The organism is Paraburkholderia sp. (assembly GCF_035501035.1).
In the GTDB taxonomy this organism is placed as follows: domain Bacteria; phylum Pseudomonadota; class Gammaproteobacteria; order Burkholderiales; family Burkholderiaceae; genus Paraburkholderia.
On sequence record NZ_DATJWR010000225.1, the window covers coordinates 91005 to 109734 of the forward strand.

The window sequence follows — 18730 nt, forward strand, 5'->3', positions numbered from 1 at the left end:
CGTTCACTTCGTGTTGTTCAGGAACGCGTGCACTGAGTCGCGATGTTCCCGGCTCGTATAGCAAACGGCCTGTGCCTGGCTGCCCTGCGCGAAGACTTGATGCGCGGACAATTCGTAGCTCTGGTTGAGAATGCTCTTGCCGAGCGCGAGCGCGGTTGACGACCCCTGGCTCAGCTCCGTGGCCCATGCGTGCGCGTCGCCGAGCAGAGACCCGGCGTCGCTCAGGCGATCCGCGATTCCCAGTTCCAGTGCTTCGTTCGCGTCGACCTTGCGTCCACTAAAGACCAGCTCCTTGGCACGCGCGATACCGACTCGGCGCGGCAGGAAGAACATGCCGCCGCCGTCCGGTATCAAGCCGCGTTTGATGTAGCTCCACGCGAAGCTCGCCTCTTGCGAGGCGATGATGAAGTCGCACGAGAGCGCCATATCGGCGCCGAGGCCCGCCGCCGCGCCGTTCACTGCGGCGATGGTCGGCTTGGGCATCGAATAAAGCAGGTTCACCGTGTGATGCACGATCTGCTGGCGAGACCAGCCGTTGAACGCGACTTCGCCCGCTGGGGCTTCCATGCGTTCGGCCATGCCGCTCACGTCGCCGCCCGCGCAAAACCCCTTGCCGTTGCCGGTCAACACGACGGCACGGATGGCCCGGTCGCGCGACACGGTCTCGAGCGCCGCAATGAGTTCGGTGCGCATTTCGTTGCTGATGGCGTTGCGTTTTTCGGGGCGATTCAGCGTGATCGTGGCGATCCGCGAGTCGATCGTGACTTGAATGGTGGAGGGGCTCATGCGTGTCTCGAAGGTTGAGTTGGAGTCGGCTGACCGGGTCAATCGGTTCATGCAGCTTAGCCGCGCCGACCGTCGAAGACACCCCATCAATTCCACTGCGTGGAACGCGGAACGCTTTCGTCCGAAGCACCGGCCAATTCCACTGTGCGGAATTGGCCGGTTGTCATCGAACTGTCGCTGCCGATAATGAATTCCAACGCAGGACACTTGCGATGACGCACCTGCGCTCACCAATAAAGAGCGGAGACATGATGCACGCAGCCCCTTCCCAACCCATTGAAGTCAGCGCAGCGCGGCCTCAGACAGAGGCCGTCTACCGGAAAGTCACCCGGCGGCTGTTACCGTTCCTGTTCGTCTGTTACGTCTTCGCGTATCTGGACCGCGCGAATATCGGCTTTGCGCATCTTCAGTTCTCGCAGGACCTCGGCCTCTCCGATGCCGCATTCGGCCTGGGCGTCGGGCTTTTCTACGTGGGTTACATGCTTTTCGAAGTGCCGAGCAATCTGTGGCTCGCGAAGGTCGGCGTCAGAAAGACGCTGATGCGCATCATGGGGCTGTGGGGCATCGTGTCGGCGGCCACGGCGTTCGTGCAAACGCCAACCCAGTTCTACATTGCGCGCGTGTTGCTGGGCGCGGCAGAGGCAGGGTTCTTTCCGGGCGTGATCCTTTACTTCACCTACTGGTTCCCGGCCGCGCGACGGGCGCGCGTCACGTCGATCTTCATGACGGCGATCTGCGTGTCGGGCATCATCAGCGGGCCCGTGTCGGGGTGGATCCTGAACAGCATGTCGGGCTTTCTCGGCGTCAAAGGCTGGCAGTGGCTATTCCTGCTCGAAGGCTTGCCCTCGGTGGTCGCCGGTATCTTCGCGTATGTCTGTTTGACGGACCGTCCCGAGCAGGCGGCCTGGCTCTCGGACGAAGAAAAAGCCCTGTTGCTCGACGAACTGAAGCGCGACGCGCAAACAAAAGCCGCACGCGCGCACGGTTCGATCTGGGTCGCGCTGAAGGAGCCGAAATTCTATTTCCTGACGTTCGCGTATTTCAGCGTGCCGTGGGCGAGCATCGTCGTGCACATCTGGGCACCGAGTGTGATCCAGAGAAGCGGCGTATCGAACTACTGGCACATCGGGCTTCTTTCCGCGATTCCGTATGGGGTCGGCGCAGTGGCGATGTATCTGCTCGGCCGGAGCTCGGACCGCCTGCTGGAGAGGCGCTGGCACTTCATGGCGAGCGCATCGATGGCTGCGCTGGGCGTCGTGCTTCTGCCCGCGGCGGCGAATCACGCAGGCGCGCTGGTGGCGCTCCTTTGCGTCGCGACGGCCGGCTATCTCGGCATGCTTTCGCTGTTCTGGACGATCCCGCCCGCGTATCTGTCGAGCACGGTTGCGGCGAGCGGCATCGGCCTCATCAGCAGCCTCGGCCAGTTTGGCGGCATTTCGGCGCCCTCGGTGATCGGCTATGCATCGACGCACTTTGGCAGCAGCGCCGTGGGCCTTTATGCGGTAGCGGTTGTGTCCATCCTGGGCGGCCTTGCGGTAGTGCTCGGCATTCCGGCGCGCGCGATCAGTGAGCGCCGGGAGTGAACGACCCCGCGCTCGCCGCCGTTACTCGTCCAGATGCGCGCATTCGACGATGATCTCGTCGCGCAGACGCAACAGCGGCGCCGCCAGTTCACGCACGACGCTGTCTTGCGATTCCACTGTGCGTACGCTGAAGTTGAGCACCAGCAACCGGTGTCCGGGAATGACGAGCGGCGCCGCGAGCGCAATCACTTCCGGCTGCCAGCTCGCAACGCAGAAGCCGTTTCGATGCACTGCATCGACGGCTTGCGTGATTTCACGCGCAAGACGTGCCCAGCCGCTTCGTCCGCGTCGCTCGAAGGCGTGCATCAGCGCGGCGAATTCGGCCTGCGGCTGCATCGCGAGATAGGCCCGACCGAGCGACGTCAGCTCCATCGGCACGCGTTGACCAGACACGACCGTGCGTAACGACGCACGTTGGTTGTAGCGGATCGATTCGAGGTAGACCATCTCTTCCCGATCGGCACCCGCGATTCCAACATTGATATGCATTCTCTGTGCGGTGTCGCGGATCAGAGGGCCGGCCGCCTTGAGCACAGTCGATCCGCTGCGCAACGCTTGCGCCAGACTGAGCACCGGCAGTCCGAGCCTGTATGCCCTGCGCGCTGAGTCGTGTTCCAGATAGCCCGCTGCCACGAGTGTTCGCGTGAGCCGGCTCACGGTCGCCTTCGGCAGGCCGGTGCGCTCGGCGAGATCTCCGTTTCCAAGCAGCGTCGCGCCAGGGCCGAAAGCGCGTAGCAACTCGAGCCCGCGTTCGAGCGAGCGATTGGACGCGGTCGTTTTCGATTCCGGTTGTTGATTCTCGTGGTTCGCCATAGATACTGGAGGTTGAACTTGCTGCGCGTAGCGCGACGCAGCGACCGTAGCGCAAGCGCTTATTGCGTCCGCCCGGAGCGGATTTCATGGGGCAGCGACTGGCCTCATCCCACACGAAAGGTATCAGAAACGCGACGATGCACGCCTTTTCGACCTGCTCCAGACCTGGCACCAGGCGAAGCGAAGCATCAGCCGGCAATAACGAGTTAGCAGCCATAGAACAGCCACAGCCCTGCTCGCCCGAGAGATCGCTCGTCGAATGATGCGCGTTGCCGATATGCCCCAAAACTGATCGAAGTCAAACGATTCGAATGGGCCAGTGCGAGCATCTCATCCATTGCAGCGGCCCGCCCGGTCACTGTTTCCGTATTGGCGAAGAGGTTGGTTATGGGTATTGGTATGCAGATAAGCTATGTCGGATTCCCCGGGTCGGTTTCCCTGGAAGGCGCGGCAGCGTCGCAGCTTCTGCGACTGCAAACATACGCAGCTTATGTTTCCGACTGCTGGTTATCCATTGAGCGCCTCGGCACGGGCACAGCGAACGAGCTGTACGAGGTTCGCCTTGAAATCGGCACGACGGGCAGCAGAACGAGACGTATCGGACGTTGCATTCGCGATAACGCTCAAGCAGCCATTCGATGTGCGTTTAACATAGCAGTTCGGACTCTTGAACTCATTTCCTTGCACTGCCGGCCGTGATTGCAATCGGCAGGCATGCATTGCTCTTGAGGTCGCCGAAGAAGATCATGTCGATGGCCTTCTACTTGAGCGTGGTCGGGGTCGCGACATTCGCGGCAGGGTGGACGGCCTACGCCGCGATGCTGCAGCCCCTGTTCGAATCGAGGCTCAGTCGCTGCGCGCATGCGTGGTGATCTGCACGAAATCGGCGACGATGTGCCCCGTGCCGTAACGCGTTTCCATCTGTCTCAACTGCTGGCCAACCGCAGCGAGGTACGCAGCACGAGACTCCGACGGCGGACGTAGCCCATCGAACAACGGCGCGGGCGTGATCAGCAAGACGATCATCTCGGTGCCAAACGGCTTGTCCACGATCCAGTCGCCCGCACCGCCAACCGTCGCCGAAAAGTCCGGTGGCGCCTGGTTGTCGCGCTCGTGATTGCTCGGCACGAGATGCACGACGCTGCCATCGAGCGCGTAATAGTCCACGTTGACGTACGAGCCGTAATGGGGCGTCGTGATGTCGACGATGAGCGGACTTCCCTGCGTCAATTGCGCGTCGCGCGGCCGCGTATGGATCGTCGCCCCGCCCCCCGCCTGACGATTGGCGCGCCAGTACGGCGCGAATGCGCTGACGACCTCGCAGTTGTGGCTGTCGACGGCGGTCACGTCGAGTTTCGCGCCATGCCCCCCCGGGGTTTGCGCGAGCGCGTCGCGCAAGCGCCCCATGCCCTCCCCTGCACTCGCAAAGCCGCGCACCTCGAGCGCGTGCTCCGGCAGCGACGCCGCAACCGCCGAGCACGGAATGCCTGCGAGCATCGAATTGAGCGCGGCCAATGCCGCCTCACCTGGCATCGCGGCGCTCGTGGCGGGCGTCGGCGCCGTTGCAGCAGCAGTTGCAGTTGCAGTTGCGGTGGGCACATTCGCGACGACCGCGGAAAGTGAGGCAACGCGGACCGGCGTGGCCCGTGCCTCCGCGGCGCTCGCCGGGCTGCTGGATGGCGTGGCCTTGTCGATCTCGCTGGCAGGGATCGCGGCTGTCATGGAAGTTTTTGCATGCGGCTCCTCATTGCCGGAAAGCACGCGATAACCGAGCCAGATCCCCCCGGCCACCACTACGGCCCCCGCGCCAATGGCACCGAGCCGCGCGCCGGAGAACGTCGAAGCGTGGGTGAGCACACCCATGCCCTCGAGAAACTGATTGACGCTCGCCGTGCGCGAAGCGCGGTCGAACGAAAGCGCGGCGCTCAACGTGCGCCATTGAGTGCGATCGAGCCCCTGTGGCCGCTCGGCGCGCATCTTCTCGCTGCGCGCCTGGGTGGCCGACCTGCGGTTGAACGGATGCTTGCCCGTCAGCAATTCGTACGTCACACAGGCGAGCGCGTAGACATCGTCGCGCGGGTCCGGCTCGCGATGCTCGAACATCTCCGGGCTCGCATAGGCGGGCGTAATTCCGCCGAGCGTGGCGGGATCGAAGACGGTGACGTCGGGATCCTCTTCGGGCCGCTGGAATACGCGGGCAATGCCGAAGTCGATGACTTTCACGTCGCCGCCATCGGTGAGGAATACGTTGGCGGGCTTGAAGTCGCAATGCACGAAGCCGCGCTCGTGCGCATAAGCCAGCGCCTGTCCCATGCCTGCGATGATCGGCCGGGCCTTCTCGAACGGCATGCCCGCGAAACCCGGTGCACGCAGCAGCTTGCTGAGCGGCTTGCCGGACAGATACTCCATCGTGAGGTAGACGAGCGGGCCGTCGCGATCGAAATCGTAGACCGTGACGATGTTGCGGTGCGCGAGCGTCTGCGCCTTGCGGGCCTCGCGCTGCAGCGCGATCAACGAAGTCGGCTGGCCGCGAAACTGCACGTTCAGCACCTTGATGGCGATGTACGGCTGGCGGTCCGATGCCTCGAGCTTGCGCAGGTCGAGCGCCTTGTAGACGGTACCCATGCCGCCCACGCCGAGACATTCCTCGAGAACGAAGCGCCCGTTGAGCGTGTCGCCGATGCCTTTCACGTGCTCCGTCTCGTCGAGCGCCATGCCGGCGCGTGCGGGCGGCGCCGCGTACGCGCCGGGCGCGCTCTCCTGCACGCGAGTTTCGTCGATGGCGGCCGTCGTGCTGTCCTGACAATGTTCGATGCGCCGCAGGACCTCTGCGTAAACGGCATCGGGCAGCGGATGGACCGTCTGCGTCGCATCCATCTCTTCACGCAGGCGCGCACGATTCGCCGAGTCGCCCGCGAGCACGCGGTCGATCTCGGAGAAGAACGCCTCGCGTGAAAGCATCCCGCTCTGGAATGTCTGGATTAGCTGCGTAAGGCTCATCATTCGTATGCCTTCAACTCAGCTTCAGGCCCACCGAAGCAATCGCGGCGCACGGTCTCGCGGCGTGAGGCCGTACGGCGCGATCCCCGTCAAGTCCGCTGCAATATGACCTTGCCGCTCTCTTCAGGATACAAACTCGCCGCTGAATCTGCGCGCGCCATGATGTGCGTTTCATGCGCGCGGAGCGTTTCGCGAGTATGTCTGACGAGAGATTAGTCTGCCGTAACGCACAGTGCAATCGGTGCCTGAACTAGCCCACGGTGTGAGTCGCCGCGATGCCGTTGGCACCCGGTCTCAAACTCGCACTTGTTGCAGCGAACCCAACTGATCCGCAGGGCGCTGTTGGTCGCAATCCATCAGCAGCGATGCACGCGAGCAGGCCCGCACGTCGTGCACGTTCGCGTCACATCTGCGCGAAGCCCCGTCGGATAAGGCAGCGGGCGTATCGCCAAGGTCTGCCACGCCGCTGGCACGCTGCATGCATTTAGAGGAGCGAGCCCGCAACACATTGCAGCTCAATCGCCAACTACCTGTATCGCCCTTCTGGAGAACTGTCATGAGCAAGCTGATGATCGCAGACCTGAGCGTCGCCCAAGAACTCGACCGCCGTGAAATGAGCGCCGTGCGCGGCGGGAACCTGTCCCTCCTGCCCGTCTACCCGATGCCGAGCGTGAACTACAACACGACCAACTTCGCCGCGGAACAGGTGATCGGCCAAACCAACAGCATCGTGAGCAACGTGGGCAACGACGTGGCATTTGCCTCGAACATCCACGCTTCGGTCAACCCGACGCAGACGGCCCACAACACGATCAACTTCTGATCGCCCCAACGGGTGGCGCGACTGCAACACGGTTCGCCGCAACGTCGCGCCCGCCCATTCATCCGCTATTGGAGGCTCATCATGTCATCCCTCGTTATCCGCGAGCTGGCCCCCGGGACGGAGCTCGACCACCGCGCCATGGCCGCCGTACGCGGCGGCAACAACAGCGCACCCAGTGGTTACGGGTCGATCGCCAACATCAACGTCTCGCCGAACATCGTGCAAAACATTTCGCAGGTCCAGGTAGTCGACGTCGCTGCGCTCAACAACATCGGTTACATCGGCGCGGGCTTCGGGCCGCTTAACCTGAAGGTCAACCCTTCGCAATATGCGAGCACCGGCGTGATGTTTTGACCGCTGCCGCGCCAGAGGACGCAGACAGTACCGAAAGGCACTGTCTGCGTCTTCGTGTGCGCGAAGCGCCACCTATACTGGATTTGAATCCACTCTCGTGGAGTAGACCATGGGTATTCTCGTCATCAAGGATCTTCAGGAAAGCGTGGATCTGGACAGGCAGGCAATGGCCGCGATCACGGGCGGCGCCCGCATCGCCTCGCACGATACGCTGCTCGCGCCACGCCCCTTCATTGGATTGCGCATCGGCATCACGGGCGGGGCAACGGCGCGAGGGCCCGTGACCCTCACTGCGGCGCCGCCTCGCCCTACGCTGCTGCGCTGACTTTCCGCCGGGACCGCCACATTCCCATACGCCGCCGCGTGGACCGCGCAATGGGTCACGCGGCGCGCGCCGTCATGGCCGGGCGAGTGGCCACGGGCGGAAACACGCACCAGGAGCCGTCGTCGTGACGAAAGAAGAAGATTGCAATCGTACGCGCAGGATGTGCTGCCTCGACGCAAACGTAACGCAGCCGGTCTTCCTGTGTGCGGCTAAAGCGCACCACGCGGGCCGGCACACGGGCATTCGGCGCGAGCCACTTGTCGACGAGGGTGCGCAGTGACGTTCCGGTGGGGTTCATGATGGGTCTCCGTAGCGTGTATTAGGGGTATCGACTGAAAACGGCGCTCACGCCGCCTGCAACGCAAACGCACCGCGACACCGTTGAGCCCGGCGTGCGTGAACCAGCGCGCGGACGACGCGCAACGCGGCGAGCGGATGGGCGACGCATGTGCGGACCTGTTCGCTGCGGCCCTTGCCGTCCACGCACCAGGTGCAGAAGTGTTCGCAGTTGTTGCTGAGCAGGCGATAGCGGTCTTCGCCGAGACGGGAGCGCGCCCGCTCGACAGCTTCGCGACCTGCATAGGCTGCAAACGGATGCGCGACGACCTCGACCTCGTGCCCGGCTGCGAAGCGCTCGAGCGTGACCTCTTCGATAGGGCCGCGATGCAACGACGTGCACAGCCCGGCGTAATGGACGACCCGGCCCGCTCCAACGTAGATGCCGTGATGGCTGTAGCCTGCGCGACGCGATACGAGATGTGCGCCCAGCGGAAGGTCCTCTTCGCCCGCCGTTTCCGTACGAGCGATCGAGCGAGCAGCGGCGCGCGGCAATACTTCTGCGCAGCTGTTCATCGGATGAAGATCGAGGCTCATGGCGAGGTCCGTCTGGCTGGTTGCTGGCTGCCCGTACTCCTGATGGGTTTGCCGGTTGCCAACTACCCTGCATCAGGCATGCCAACCTGCCCAACGACGGCTGCACAAGGCTTCGAGAAGGAAAGCGCGAGACTGGAGCGGTGACGTGTCAGCCGCGTGCCAACGGATTGGCTCTCCATGTGTCGGCGCAGTTCCACCAGTTCGGACTGCAGTCGACGACCGGCGGGGTTTGCACCATGTGTCGGAGTCCTGATGACGATTGCCCGTGCGCGTGTTGGCCCGCGCACGACCGTTGCACAACGAGGCCGTGGGGCACTAGCATGCGAAGAACGCGTGCGGGCCGCTACGAGTCTCGACTGGCGGGCCTCGCGGCGTCGAGGTGACCGGCTGCCAGCAGTCGCTGCACATTGGCATGCTGCTTGCGTGATATGAGCGCAAAAGCCGCGCGCTCGCGGCCACCCTCTGGACGGAGACCTATCATGACTTCGCTCGCGATCACCGACCTTCATCTGCAGCGCGACATCGACCACAAGGCGATGTCGTTCATACGCGGCGCAGGAGGCGCGCCGTGGGTGTTCGGCTGGATTCAGCCCTACGAACCCGCACAGCCTTCCGCGCTTGGCCCCGTCATCAATCTCTACCAGACCAACAACACGTTCTACGCGAATCAGGTCATCAATCAGTACCAGATGCTCGACGTGACGAACTCCGCAGCCAATTCGAACGTCACGGTGGGCGTGGGCCAAAACAGCAAGAACAACGGGCTCGTCTAGCCTATGGAGGCGCGATCGTGACCGCTGGCTTACTGTGGACCTCGGCAGCGCGCACGGACATAGGCCGCGTGCGGGCGCTCAACGAGGATGCGTGTCTCGATCTGCCACAACTGGGCCTCTGGGCCGTCGCCGACGGCATGGGTGGCCATACAGCGGGCGATCTGGCCAGCGGGATGATCGTGCGCGCGCTCGGCACGCTCCCGGCACCCGGCTCGCTTGCCGTATTCTCGGGAGCCGCGCGCGGCGCGCTGCAGACGGTGAACCGCGAGTTGCGCGATGAAGCGGCGCGACGCGGCGTTCGCATGATCGGCAGCACCGTCGCCGTACTGATGGCGAGCGGGCGCGAATGCGGCTGGTTGTGGGCGGGCGACAGCCGCATCTATCTCTATCGCGACGCGCGCCTCGAATCGCTCACGATCGATCACAGCTATGTCGCGGAGCTTCAGGCACAGGGCCACCTCAGCGCCGAAGCGGCGCGCCACCATCCATCGCAACATCTGATTACGCGCGCTGTCGGCGCAGCAGACTGGCTCCAACTCGACGAAGGTCGCATCGCCTTGCACGACGGCGACCTCTTTCTGCTCTGTAGCGACGGTCTCAGCAACGAAGTGCAGGCGCCCGAGATTGCGCGCGCGCTCGCGGACGGCGACTGCCAGCGAGCGACGGACACACTCGTCGACATGGCCTTGCAGGCAGGCGGGCACGACAACATCACGGCAGTGGTCGTCAGGGTCGATGACCCCGGCGCCGCGGATCATACGTTGGTCAACCCCGCCGTGTGACACCGAACCAGCACCGGGCGCGGCGCTCAGGACTCCTTTTCGTGATTCGCCTTGTCCGCGTGACGAAAGTCCTTGGAGTGGATGCCGTGCTTCTTGAGCAGCATCTGCAGATGCGAGCGGTTCATGTCGCAGCGCCGCGCGAGCTCCGCCACCGTGCCGCCGGTTTCCTGCAGGCCGCGCTCGAGGAATGCGCGCTCGGCTTCATCGCTCGCGGCGCGCTTGGCGTCGCTGAGCGACAGCGGTGCGCCCGAAGTTTCCGTCTCGACTGCGCGCAGCGTTGCTGCTATGGGCTTCGGCCGGATGTCGTCGGGCAGGTGTTCGATATCGGCGGTTTCGCCGGCAAGGCATGACAGCCGGTAGATGAGGTTGCGCAGTTCGCGGATGTTGCCCGGGTAGGCATACGTGAGCAGGAAGTCGCGCAGCTTCGGCGTGAGCTTCACAGGCCGGCGCTTGAGCTGGCCGGCCGCCTCGTCGCCGAACCAGGCAATGAGCAAAGGGATTTCATCATTGCGCTCGCGCAACGGCGGCAGCGTGACGTGGATGACGCTCAGCCGGTAGAAGAGATCCTCGCGAAACTGCCCCTGGGCCGCGAGTTCGCGCAGGTTCCGGTTGGTGGCGGCCACGATGCGTGTGTCGACCGCAATGGGTTCGTCCGAGCCCACGCGCTGAATTTCGTGCGACTCGAGTACGCGCAGCAGCTTCACCTGCCCTTGCAGCGGCAGTTCGCCAATTTCGTCGAGAAAGATCGTGCCGGTATGGGCGCTTTCGAACTTGCCTTTGCGATCGCTCGACGCGCCGGTGAATGCCCCTCTGCGATGCCCGAACAGTTCCGACTCGAGCAGGTTTTCGGGAATCGCGCCGCAGTTGACCGAGATGTACGGCCGGTCGGCGCGCGCGCCGTTGGCATGGATCACCTTTGCCATCAACTCCTTGCCCGTGCCGCTTTCTCCGTCGATCAGAACAGGCAGATCGGTGGGCGCCGCCTTCTCGGCAATCTCGAGCGCCGCCAGCAGCTTTGGGTTGTCGCCGAATATCCCCTCAAAAATGAAGCTTCGCTCGATGAGCGCCTCGCGACGCTTGTGCGCAGACGGGGCGAGCGCCTCAGGCTTGTCGAGCGCATCGGATGAATCGGGCGCCTCGGCCGCCGCCTCGATGAAACGCTCCTTGCGCGAGAGTTGCATGACTTCGTCGCGCAGCGCGTTCGATTGATTCAAAAGCTTCTCGATGTCGGCGCGCTCGAGCCGCGGCGCCCAGCGCAGCGTGGAGCGCAGGATCTCGATCTTCTCGAGCAGCCCGGCATAAGAAACGACTGAGCTGCCGAATCCGTGCGGATCGAAGAGTTTCATGTTGCACCCAGCTGTTTCTGGACGAGCTGGTAGTACATGCCCTTGCGCTCGACGAGCTCATCGTGCCGCCCCTGCTCGACGATGGCACCTTCGTACAGCACGAGGATCTTGTCCGCCCGCATGATGGTGCTGAGCCGGTGCGCGATGATGAGCGCCGTACGGCCCTGGAGAATGTCGTGCATGTTCGCGAGTATGTTGCTCTCCGATTGCGTATCGAGTGACGAGGTCGCTTCGTCGAACACGAGCAGGCGCGGGTCGTGATAGAGCGCGCGCGCAATGCAAAGGCGCTGTATCTGCCCGCCCGAGAGACCCATTCCGCGTTCGCCCACCACCTGCTCGTAGCCGAGCGGCATCTTGCTGATGAACGCGTGCGCGTCGGCCATGCGTGCCACTTCTTCGATGCGGCGCCAATCCGGGCTCGCATCGCCGCAGGCGATGTTTTCCGCGATCGTGCCCGAAAACACGAGGTTGGTCTGCATCACATAGCCAACCTGGGCGCGAAAGTACGCGTGGTCGATCGCGCTCATGTCGTAGCCGTCCACGCTGATCTTGCCTTCCGTCGGCGCATAAAAGCCCACCAGCAGTTTGGCGAGCGTCGTCTTGCCGGAGCCGCTGCGCCCGACGATCGCCACCATCTGGCCCCGCCCAATCGAAAAGCTGATGTTCTCCAGCACGTAGGGCGTTTCGTTGCCGCCGTAGCGGAAATAAACACCGTCGAACGCGATATCGCCCTGCAGGTCCGGCAACAGCACGCGCGACGCGAGGTCGGCGGCCTTCTGCTCGGGCTCGATGTCGAGCACGTCGCCAAGCCGCTCCATGGCGACCGCGGCGTCGTTCATGAGACTCCAGAGGCCTACGAGGCCCATGAGCGGAGCCAGCACGCTGCCCATGAACGCGTTGAATGCAATCAGCTGCCCGATGCTGAGCTCCTGGTTGAGCACGAGCGTGGCCCCCGCCCAGAGAATCACAATGGTGGTCGCGGCATTGAGCAACTGGCTGCCGAGCCCCACCAGGATGTTGAATGCCTGCGCGCGATACTGCACTTCGAGCGACTTCGCGTACTTGCGCTCCCACTTGAGCCGCACCGCCCTTTCGATGCCCATGCCCTTCACGGTCTCGACGCCGCTCAGCGTTTCCATCAACATCGAGCGCGCGTCCGTCGACACGGAGAACACCTCGCGCGCGTAGCGCTTGATTCTTGGCGTCGCGATGGCGGTGAGCGCCATGATCGGAATGACGAACGCGATCAGCAGCAGCGTCAGCTTCACGTTGTAGAGAAACATGATCGTGAAGTAGATGAAGATCATCAGCAGGTTGAGCGCCGTGGTGACCGTCGACTCGGTAAGAAACGCGCGGATCGTCTGGTTCTCCTGGAAGCGCGCGAAGATATCGCCGGTCTTGCGCCGCGCGAAGAACGAGAACGGCAGCGACATGGTGTGCTTGAAGAACTGCGACATCATCGCGAAGTCGAGACTGCGCACCATGAAATTCGACAGATGCGCGCGTATGGTCGTCATCAACTGCGTGAACACGTGCGAAATGACGAGCCCGACGATCAGCAGGTGCAAGAGGCTCACGTTCTGATGCACGATCACACTGTCGAGAATGTTCTGGATGATGAGCGGCGGCACGACGCCCAGCAGCTGGATCACGAACGTCGCGAGGAAGAGATGGGCAAGTATTCTCCGGTACGGCAGCAGATAGCCGATGAAGCGCACCCACGGCGAGCGCGCCGCCGCCTGCGTGCCCGTCGTTTCGCCCATGGTGAACAGCAGGCACGTGCCATTCCAGCCACGCTCGAACGCTTCGACACTGAGCTTGCGAAAGCCTAGCGCCGGATCGGCCACCCTCACCCACTGCTTCGAGAGGCCGTAGACGACGATATAGTGGTAGCCCTCCCAGTGCGCGATGAAGGGCAGCTCGAAACCTTGCAGCGCCTCGTACGTACATTGCACGCCGCGCGTCGTGAAGCCGAGCGCTTCGCCGGTGCGCGCGAGGCTTTCGAGCGTCGCGCCCTGCGTGGTCACGTTCGCGAGATCGCGCAGCTTGCCCAGTGTCATGGGGATACCGTAGTGCCGGCAGATCATCGCAAGGCAGGCCGCGCCGCAATCCATTTCCTCGGCCTGCTCGACCAGCACGAAGCGCTTGACGATTCGTTCGTTCAACTTCGCATCTGCACCGCTATCGACCGCGATCGGCCGGCTGCGGCGCTCGGCGAGCTTCTTCTGCCGCTGCAATTCGCGCTCGGTGAAGCGGATGCGCTCCTCCAGCACCTCGCGCAACTTCGCGTTGCGCTCGAGCATGAAGTGCACGGTCTTTTCGGGTATCACCAGAAGCCGCACATCGGTGAGCGCCGTGACGCTCGCGAACTGATCCTGGCGCAGAAGGCAGGCGCGCTCTCCGAAAATCTCGCCCGCACCGAGCTTCGCCAGCGGATAGACCGTGCCGTCTTCCTCGCGTGCGAGGCTGACCTCGCCCTGGCGCACGACATAAAGCCGCATGTCGCCACCCGCGCCCTGGTGAATGATCTCCTTGCCCGCCGCCACGCGCTTGACGCCGACGCTCGATACGTATTCCTCAAGTTCTTCACGGCTCAACTTGCCGCGCAAGTCGAACAGCCGGGTGACGAAGCCGCCGGCGGAGCTGATTGCCACATAGCTCGTCACGAACGACTGTGCGGCCGGATTCGCGGCCAGCAGCGGTTCGAGCGACGCGCGCGGTATGCAGAGCACCTCGGTCTTCGCGGAAGCGCGCACCGAGATTTCGTGCCAGTAATCGCGCAGCATCGCGATCTCGCCGAACACCTCGCGCTCCTTGCGCACGCCGAGGCTCATTTCCTTGCCGCGTTCCTCGGCGATGAGGCGCACGGAACCCGATCGAATCACATAGAGCCCGGCGGCTGGCTCGCCGTGCTTGCAGATCGTATCGCCGAATGCATAGCTGCGCGTTTCGACCTGCGTGGCAAGGCGGTCGAGTTCTTCGCGCGAAAAGAGCGACAGCGGTTCGACCGATGCCAGGAATTCCGCCAGCGAGGGTGCGCTGGCCGGTGCGGGCGCGTGGGTGTCCATCTGCGTGGCCCGGCGCGCTCAGTGCGCGTCGATGATGTGTTCCTGAGCGCGCTCGGCGAGCCATTCCTCGCGCAGCAACCGGCGCACCTCGGAGCAGACGTCGGCCTCGAGCGCGGCCGGATGCTTGGCCGTGACGCAGAATATCTCGAAGAACGAGCCATCGGGCGAAGGGAACGGCCCGAGCAGGTCCCCAACGTGCGCGTTGAACACCTTCGCCTCGATGTCCGTCTTGAGCGAGCCGCGCAGCACCTTGCCGATCACGCCGCCGCGCTCGCGCGTGTCGGCGATCGAATGTTCGCGCGCCATTTCGCCGAACGCTTGCGGATCGTCCTCGAGGATCGACATGACCTCTCTCGCCTTGCCTTCGGAGTCGACCACGATATGGCTCACTTCGATGCTGTCGAACTTCGGCGAATTGAGCTTGAAGTAGCGCTCGACAGCCTCGTCGCTGCTGATCAGCTCGAATGTCTTCTCCTGATACAGCGTGTCGGTGATGAAGCGCTCGAATTCCTCGAGGCTGATGCCGAATACGTCCAGATAGCGGTTCATGTCCGCTGCGCGGTGCAGACCCCGCACGCGGCGAAACTGGTCGGCGCGCTGCTGGATTTCGTCGGCGCTCACCTGCACGCCCATCTTCTTCGCGGCAATGACCGTGAGCCGCTCACGCACCTGCTGTTCGACGAGGCTCTCGAACTGCCCTGTGAGCTTCAGCACCCGGATGAAATCCTCCGTGCCGATCACCTCGTCATCGATACGTACGATTGCCGTCATGTCGTTCCCCTGATTCTCGAGTTCTGGATTCAGCCCGCGATCTGCCGGAAAGGGTCCAGCGCGAAGTCGATCAGCCGCCGCTCGCGCACCACGATCTCGGCCGTTGCCGTCATGCCGTAGCGCAGCGGATACGTCGTGCCGCCAATCGAAAAATGATCGCGCGCGAGGCGCACACGTCCTTCGTAGATGGGCTCCTTCGTCTGCGCCTGCGGCTTGGTGGTCGGCGAAATGTATTCGAGCGTGCCGTCGACCACGCCATAGCGCTGATACGGAAACGCGTTGAATTTCAGCTTGACGGGCAGGCCTTCGTGCAAGAAGGCGCGATCCTGCTCGGCGATCGCCACCTTCACGACCGGGCGCGCGTTGGCGGGCGCAATGCCGCCCAGCGGCGTGTTTGCCTGGATCTTGTCGCCCGGCTGCGTCGTCGTCACATCCGTGATCACGCCGGAAACCGGCGCGAGCACGAGCAGGAAATTGTCCTTGTCGATGTTCTCGAAGCGGATGCGCGCCGCCGCGTCGGCGGCAAGACGCGCTGTCTGCACCTGCAGACGCAGCTTGTCCTCGGTATTGGCGATTTCGCGCTCGGTCGCGTCGTATTCGATGCGCAGGCTCGTCAATTGCCCGGCGCTGCCTTCGAGCTGCGCCTTCGCCTGCGCGAACTCGTGGCTCGTCTGCGCCTGCAGCTCGGCCATCCGCGCCTGGGCGATGCGAAAGTTGTTGTCGGCCTGCAGATACGCGCTGCGCTTCTCCTCCACCTGGCTTTGCGATACCCCGCCGCCGCCCGGCAGCGCAATTAGCCGCTCGTATTTGTCCTGCTCTTCCTTCGCGAGGTCGCGCACGTGGCGCGCGTTGTCGATGTTGCCACGCGCTTCGTCGAGCTGCGCGTTCTCGGCCTGTTGCAGCTTGCTCGTGCCTTCCGCTATGCGGGTTTCGTGCATATGTTCTTCGACGTCGATCTGCGCCTTGAGCGCCTCGGCCTTGCGCTCCATGAGCGCCTTCTTTTCCGGGAATTCCTTCCAGTCGCGCTCGGCGTCCTCCAGCTTCAAACGTGCGTCGAGCGCATTGGTCGCCGCCTCGATCGCGCCACGCGCGTTGATGCGGCCAATCACGTCGTCCTTCTCGACGGGCTGGCCTTCGGCAATGTAGATATCGACCAGTTCGCCGTCTACCGGCGCGTAGATGCGGCGCACCTCGGACTCGGGCGAGAGCGCCCCTGGCGCGCTCACGATCACATCGGCGCGACCGATGAACGACCAGAACAGCCCGCACACCACGAGTGCCACCATCGTGATCACGGTCGCTTCGATGAGGCGCCACGGACGCGCGGTCAGGATCGCGACACCTTCTTCGCTGTGATCGCCGAGCGCCTCGCCGAGCGAACGTGGCGGCTCGGCCGGGGGATGCGCCTCGCGCAAGCGCTCAAGGAGCCGGCGCGGCTTCACCGTGCTCTCCTGCCGAAGCGAGCTTCTCGAGCGCCGCCGCATGGGCCGCGAATGCCGGCGTGGCGAAGTGAGCGGCGGCGAGGCGCTCGTGCACCGCCTGCGCATGGCCGGCGTGCGCTTCACTGTCGATCTGCTGATACTGGTCGAGGTCGGCTCGCACGGCGTCGAGGCCGGCCAGGCGCGGATAACGCTGCCCATAGTCGGTCAGCATCGCGCCCAGCCCGTCAAGGTGGTCGCTCGCCAACGCTACGTCGATGGCCTGCCGGATCCGGTCGAGCGCGGCCACATACACCGAGTCGTCGCTCTGCAGCTTGCGCAGATGGCTGAGCGCATCCGCATACACGGCGGCGAACGCCGGCACATCAGCCGAGATCCTGTCGAGTGCACGCTGGTGTTCGCCTGGGTCGTCGTTCCAGCGGCTCGTCAGCGCCCTGATCGGCGCTTCGTCGCGATAGATGCGTATCGGCGCTTCCGGGCCGCCCCGTCCCAGCACGAACGATTGCAGCGCGCCGATCCAGTCGATGTTCTCCACGAGCGGCGCCGCATCGGGGTTGTGGCGCGCAAGCGTGCGCATGTCCCCCACGATGGCTCGCGCACGATCGAACGCATGAGCGTCGAGTGCGGCGATCCAGTCCGGCACCTTCGCCTTCATGAGCGCTTCTGTCCCCATCGCGCGCCAGGCGGCGTCGTTCGGGTGGCCTGCGAGGTATTGATCGGCCATCCGCGCGGCGCCTTCATATTGGCCGTTCGCGAGCATGGCTTGCATCTCGCGCTGTGGCGCGCCCTGAAAATACGTCACGGCAACGAGCGCGACAAGCACCGCAACGACACCGCCGCCCCATTTCACAAGCCGGCGCATGTCGACTTTCCCGCTGCCGCCCAGCGCTTCGCTCAGTTCGCTGAGAAAGACTTCGAGCTTGCCACGCCGGCGCTTCGCGCCCGGGCCAGGATCGGCGGCTTGCGGCGGTGCATCGGGATTGATCTCGTCGTCCTGTGCCGGAAGCGGCGATGCGCAGAAGATGTCGAGGAACGAGTGAGCGGTGCCGACGAAAGTCGTGCGGTCCGCGTCGTCGCCGATCGTCTCGGCGCTGGGCGCGCGCGTCGCGGTCACGGTGGCATCGGTCCCGGGCGCGCATTCGAGTCCCACACGGTAGACGAAGTGCTCGCCGCCGAATGCGAGCCGTTGGCCGTCTTCGAGCCGCACGGCGTGGTCGTCGAGACGTTGTCCGTCGACGAACGTGCCGTTGGTGCTGCCAAGGTCTTCGACATAGATGGCGTCGTCCTCGGCGTAAATGTGCGCGTGGCGGCGCGAGAGGTAGTTCACCTGATGCGGATAGGCCTCGCGATACTGGGCGAACGTCTCGTCGGCCTTGCTGACGAGGAACGGAAAGCAGCTGACGACGATCTGCTGCAAACCAAGATCGTCGCGCTCGGGCGTGAGCGTCACCACCGCCGCTCGCGTGGCCTCGCGTGCCGCGCGCGGCACGAAGCCGACGCGGAACGTGAGCGCGCCGGCAAAGCACAGCTCGTCGCCTTCCTTGAGAACATGGGGCTTTTGCGTGACTTCGATACCGTTGACGGCCGTGCCGTTCTTGCTGCCGAGGTCGGCCACGTACGCGGCGGCGCCTTCACGAAAGATGCGCGCATGACGACGCGAGACGTCGACCACGACCTCAGGCCGCGCCAGAGCGAAAGGCGGCTGCGTCCGCCCCACCGCGAACAGATCCTTGTCGATGCGGATCTCGCCCAGTTCCGGGTGCGATATCGGTCGAAGCACGATATCGAACGTTCCGGCCAGCGATGTCTGCCTCTCGGCAATCGAAGCGGCGTCAGGCACCATGATTGCGTCAGCGATCAGCATTTGTGCGCCAGGCTGCGCGCAGCGCTTGCGCCGCACGCGCACTGACTATCCGTGTGAAGCCGCGCGCCTTACATATGGCGTTCGGGGTGTGAGAAAAGTGTAGGCGACGGATCGCGGGAATCAAACAACT

At 64.0% G+C, this 18730-nt stretch carries 16 protein-coding genes; 6 read left to right on the forward strand and 10 right to left on the reverse strand.

What is annotated here, in order from left to right:
• Positions 1-3: 3 nt before the first annotated feature.
• Entirely contained in the window at positions 4-786 is a 783-nt protein-coding gene (locus VMJ11_RS16475; protein WP_325620448.1) for an enoyl-CoA hydratase/isomerase family protein, read from the reverse strand.
• Positions 787-1037: 251 nt separating this feature from the next.
• On the opposite strand from VMJ11_RS16475, the gene VMJ11_RS16480 reads away from it, so the two are divergent.
• The gene (locus tag VMJ11_RS16480) at positions 1038-2369 is read left to right on the forward strand and encodes an MFS transporter (protein ID WP_414694413.1); all 1332 of its coding nucleotides are present in this window, start codon (positions 1038-1040) and stop codon (positions 2367-2369) included.
• 21 nt (positions 2370-2390) lie between these two features.
• Here the strand turns inward: VMJ11_RS16480 and VMJ11_RS16485 are convergent, their stop codons facing one another.
• A complete protein-coding gene (locus tag VMJ11_RS16485; protein ID WP_325620450.1) occupies positions 2391-3182 on the reverse strand; it encodes an IclR family transcriptional regulator in 792 nt (263 codons plus the stop codon).
• Positions 3183-4028: 846 nt separating this feature from the next.
• Positions 4029-6185: a serine/threonine protein kinase gene (locus tag VMJ11_RS16490; protein ID WP_325620451.1), complete on the reverse strand. Its 2157-nt coding sequence runs from the start codon at positions 6183-6185 to the stop codon at positions 4029-4031.
• Between the two features lie 553 nt (positions 6186-6738).
• On the opposite strand from VMJ11_RS16490, the gene VMJ11_RS16495 reads away from it, so the two are divergent.
• The 3 genes from VMJ11_RS16495 to VMJ11_RS16505 all read left to right on the forward strand — a co-directional run bounded on the left by VMJ11_RS16495 (position 6739) and on the right by VMJ11_RS16505 (position 7684).
• Positions 6739-7005, forward strand: a complete 267-nt coding sequence (locus tag VMJ11_RS16495; protein WP_325620452.1) for a hypothetical protein — start codon at positions 6739-6741, stop codon at positions 7003-7005.
• Between the two features lie 81 nt (positions 7006-7086).
• On the forward strand, positions 7087-7359 hold the full coding sequence (locus VMJ11_RS16500; protein ID WP_325620453.1) for a hypothetical protein: 273 nt from the start codon (positions 7087-7089) through the stop codon (positions 7357-7359).
• A gap of 109 nt (positions 7360-7468) precedes the next feature.
• Positions 7469-7684, forward strand: a complete 216-nt coding sequence (locus VMJ11_RS16505) for a hypothetical protein (RefSeq protein ID WP_325620454.1) — start codon at positions 7469-7471, stop codon at positions 7682-7684.
• Between the two features lie 55 nt (positions 7685-7739).
• Here the strand turns inward: VMJ11_RS16505 and VMJ11_RS16510 are convergent, their stop codons facing one another.
• Together VMJ11_RS16510 and VMJ11_RS16515 are read right to left on the reverse strand one after the other, a co-directional pair.
• Positions 7740-7982, reverse strand: coding sequence for a hypothetical protein (locus tag VMJ11_RS16510; RefSeq protein ID WP_325620455.1), 243 nt, complete (start codon positions 7980-7982; stop codon positions 7740-7742).
• A 47-nt stretch (positions 7983-8029) separates the two neighbouring features.
• Positions 8030-8557: a lecithin retinol acyltransferase family protein gene (locus tag VMJ11_RS16515; RefSeq protein ID WP_325620456.1), complete on the reverse strand. Its 528-nt coding sequence runs from the start codon at positions 8555-8557 to the stop codon at positions 8030-8032.
• 479 nt (positions 8558-9036) lie between these two features.
• On the opposite strand from VMJ11_RS16515, the gene VMJ11_RS16520 reads away from it, so the two are divergent.
• Both VMJ11_RS16520 and VMJ11_RS16525 read left to right on the forward strand, forming a co-directional pair.
• Positions 9037-9330, forward strand: coding sequence for a hypothetical protein (locus VMJ11_RS16520; RefSeq protein WP_325620457.1), 294 nt, complete (start codon positions 9037-9039; stop codon positions 9328-9330).
• A gap of 17 nt (positions 9331-9347) precedes the next feature.
• Positions 9348-10112, forward strand: coding sequence for a PP2C family protein-serine/threonine phosphatase (locus VMJ11_RS16525; RefSeq protein ID WP_325620458.1), 765 nt, complete (start codon positions 9348-9350; stop codon positions 10110-10112).
• Positions 10113-10138: 26 nt separating this feature from the next.
• On the opposite strand, the gene VMJ11_RS16530 is transcribed toward VMJ11_RS16525, so the two are convergent.
• The 5 genes from VMJ11_RS16530 to VMJ11_RS16550 are packed head-to-tail and all read right to left on the reverse strand — an operon-like array spanning position 10139 to position 18600.
• Positions 10139-11458 (reverse strand): sigma-54 dependent transcriptional regulator, encoded by a 1320-nt coding sequence (locus VMJ11_RS16530; RefSeq protein WP_325620459.1) that lies wholly within the window; start codon positions 11456-11458, stop codon positions 10139-10141.
• A complete protein-coding gene (locus tag VMJ11_RS16535) occupies positions 11455-14526 on the reverse strand; it encodes a peptidase domain-containing ABC transporter (RefSeq protein WP_325620460.1) in 3072 nt (1023 codons plus the stop codon). Before VMJ11_RS16535 ends, VMJ11_RS16530 begins: the two co-directional genes overlap by 4 nt.
• A gap of 18 nt (positions 14527-14544) precedes the next feature.
• Positions 14545-15297, reverse strand: a complete 753-nt coding sequence (locus VMJ11_RS16540; protein ID WP_325620461.1) for a peptidylprolyl isomerase — start codon at positions 15295-15297, stop codon at positions 14545-14547.
• A gap of 29 nt (positions 15298-15326) precedes the next feature.
• On the reverse strand, positions 15327-16739 hold the full coding sequence (locus VMJ11_RS16545) for an HlyD family efflux transporter periplasmic adaptor subunit (RefSeq protein WP_414694411.1): 1413 nt from the start codon (positions 16737-16739) through the stop codon (positions 15327-15329).
• Positions 16717-18600: an FHA domain-containing protein gene (locus tag VMJ11_RS16550; RefSeq protein ID WP_325620462.1), complete on the reverse strand. Its 1884-nt coding sequence runs from the start codon at positions 18598-18600 to the stop codon at positions 16717-16719. Before VMJ11_RS16550 ends, VMJ11_RS16545 begins: the two co-directional genes overlap by 23 nt.
• Between the last annotated feature and the right edge of the window lie 130 nt (positions 18601-18730).

Excerpts from the sequence above, each read along its gene's own strand:
- VMJ11_RS16485 (WP_325620450.1), bottom strand. The coding sequence starts at position 3,182 with ATGGCGAACCACGAGAATCAACAACCGGAATCGAAAACGACCGCGTCC.
- VMJ11_RS16480 (WP_414694413.1), top strand. The coding sequence starts at position 1,038 with ATGCACGCAGCCCCTTCCCAACCCATTGAAGTCAGCGCAGCGCGGCCT.
- VMJ11_RS16500 (WP_325620453.1), top strand. The coding sequence starts at position 7,087 with ATGTCATCCCTCGTTATCCGCGAGCTGGCCCCCGGGACGGAGCTCGAC.
- VMJ11_RS16505 (WP_325620454.1), top strand. The coding sequence starts at position 7,469 with ATGGGTATTCTCGTCATCAAGGATCTTCAGGAAAGCGTGGATCTGGAC.
- VMJ11_RS16535 (WP_325620460.1), bottom strand. The coding sequence starts at position 14,526 with ATGGACACCCACGCGCCCGCACCGGCCAGCGCACCCTCGCTGGCGGAA.
- VMJ11_RS16520 (WP_325620457.1), top strand. The coding sequence starts at position 9,037 with ATGACTTCGCTCGCGATCACCGACCTTCATCTGCAGCGCGACATCGAC.
- VMJ11_RS16475 (WP_325620448.1), bottom strand. The coding sequence starts at position 786 with ATGAGCCCCTCCACCATTCAAGTCACGATCGACTCGCGGATCGCCACG.
- VMJ11_RS16530 (WP_325620459.1), bottom strand. The coding sequence starts at position 11,458 with ATGAAACTCTTCGATCCGCACGGATTCGGCAGCTCAGTCGTTTCTTAT.
- VMJ11_RS16510 (WP_325620455.1), bottom strand. The coding sequence starts at position 7,982 with ATGAACCCCACCGGAACGTCACTGCGCACCCTCGTCGACAAGTGGCTC.
- VMJ11_RS16490 (WP_325620451.1), bottom strand. The coding sequence starts at position 6,185 with ATGATGAGCCTTACGCAGCTAATCCAGACATTCCAGAGCGGGATGCTT.
- VMJ11_RS16515 (WP_325620456.1), bottom strand. The coding sequence starts at position 8,557 with ATGAGCCTCGATCTTCATCCGATGAACAGCTGCGCAGAAGTATTGCCG.
- VMJ11_RS16550 (WP_325620462.1), bottom strand. The coding sequence starts at position 18,600 with ATGCTGATCGCTGACGCAATCATGGTGCCTGACGCCGCTTCGATTGCC.
- VMJ11_RS16495 (WP_325620452.1), top strand. The coding sequence starts at position 6,739 with ATGAGCAAGCTGATGATCGCAGACCTGAGCGTCGCCCAAGAACTCGAC.
- VMJ11_RS16540 (WP_325620461.1), bottom strand. The coding sequence starts at position 15,297 with ATGACGGCAATCGTACGTATCGATGACGAGGTGATCGGCACGGAGGAT.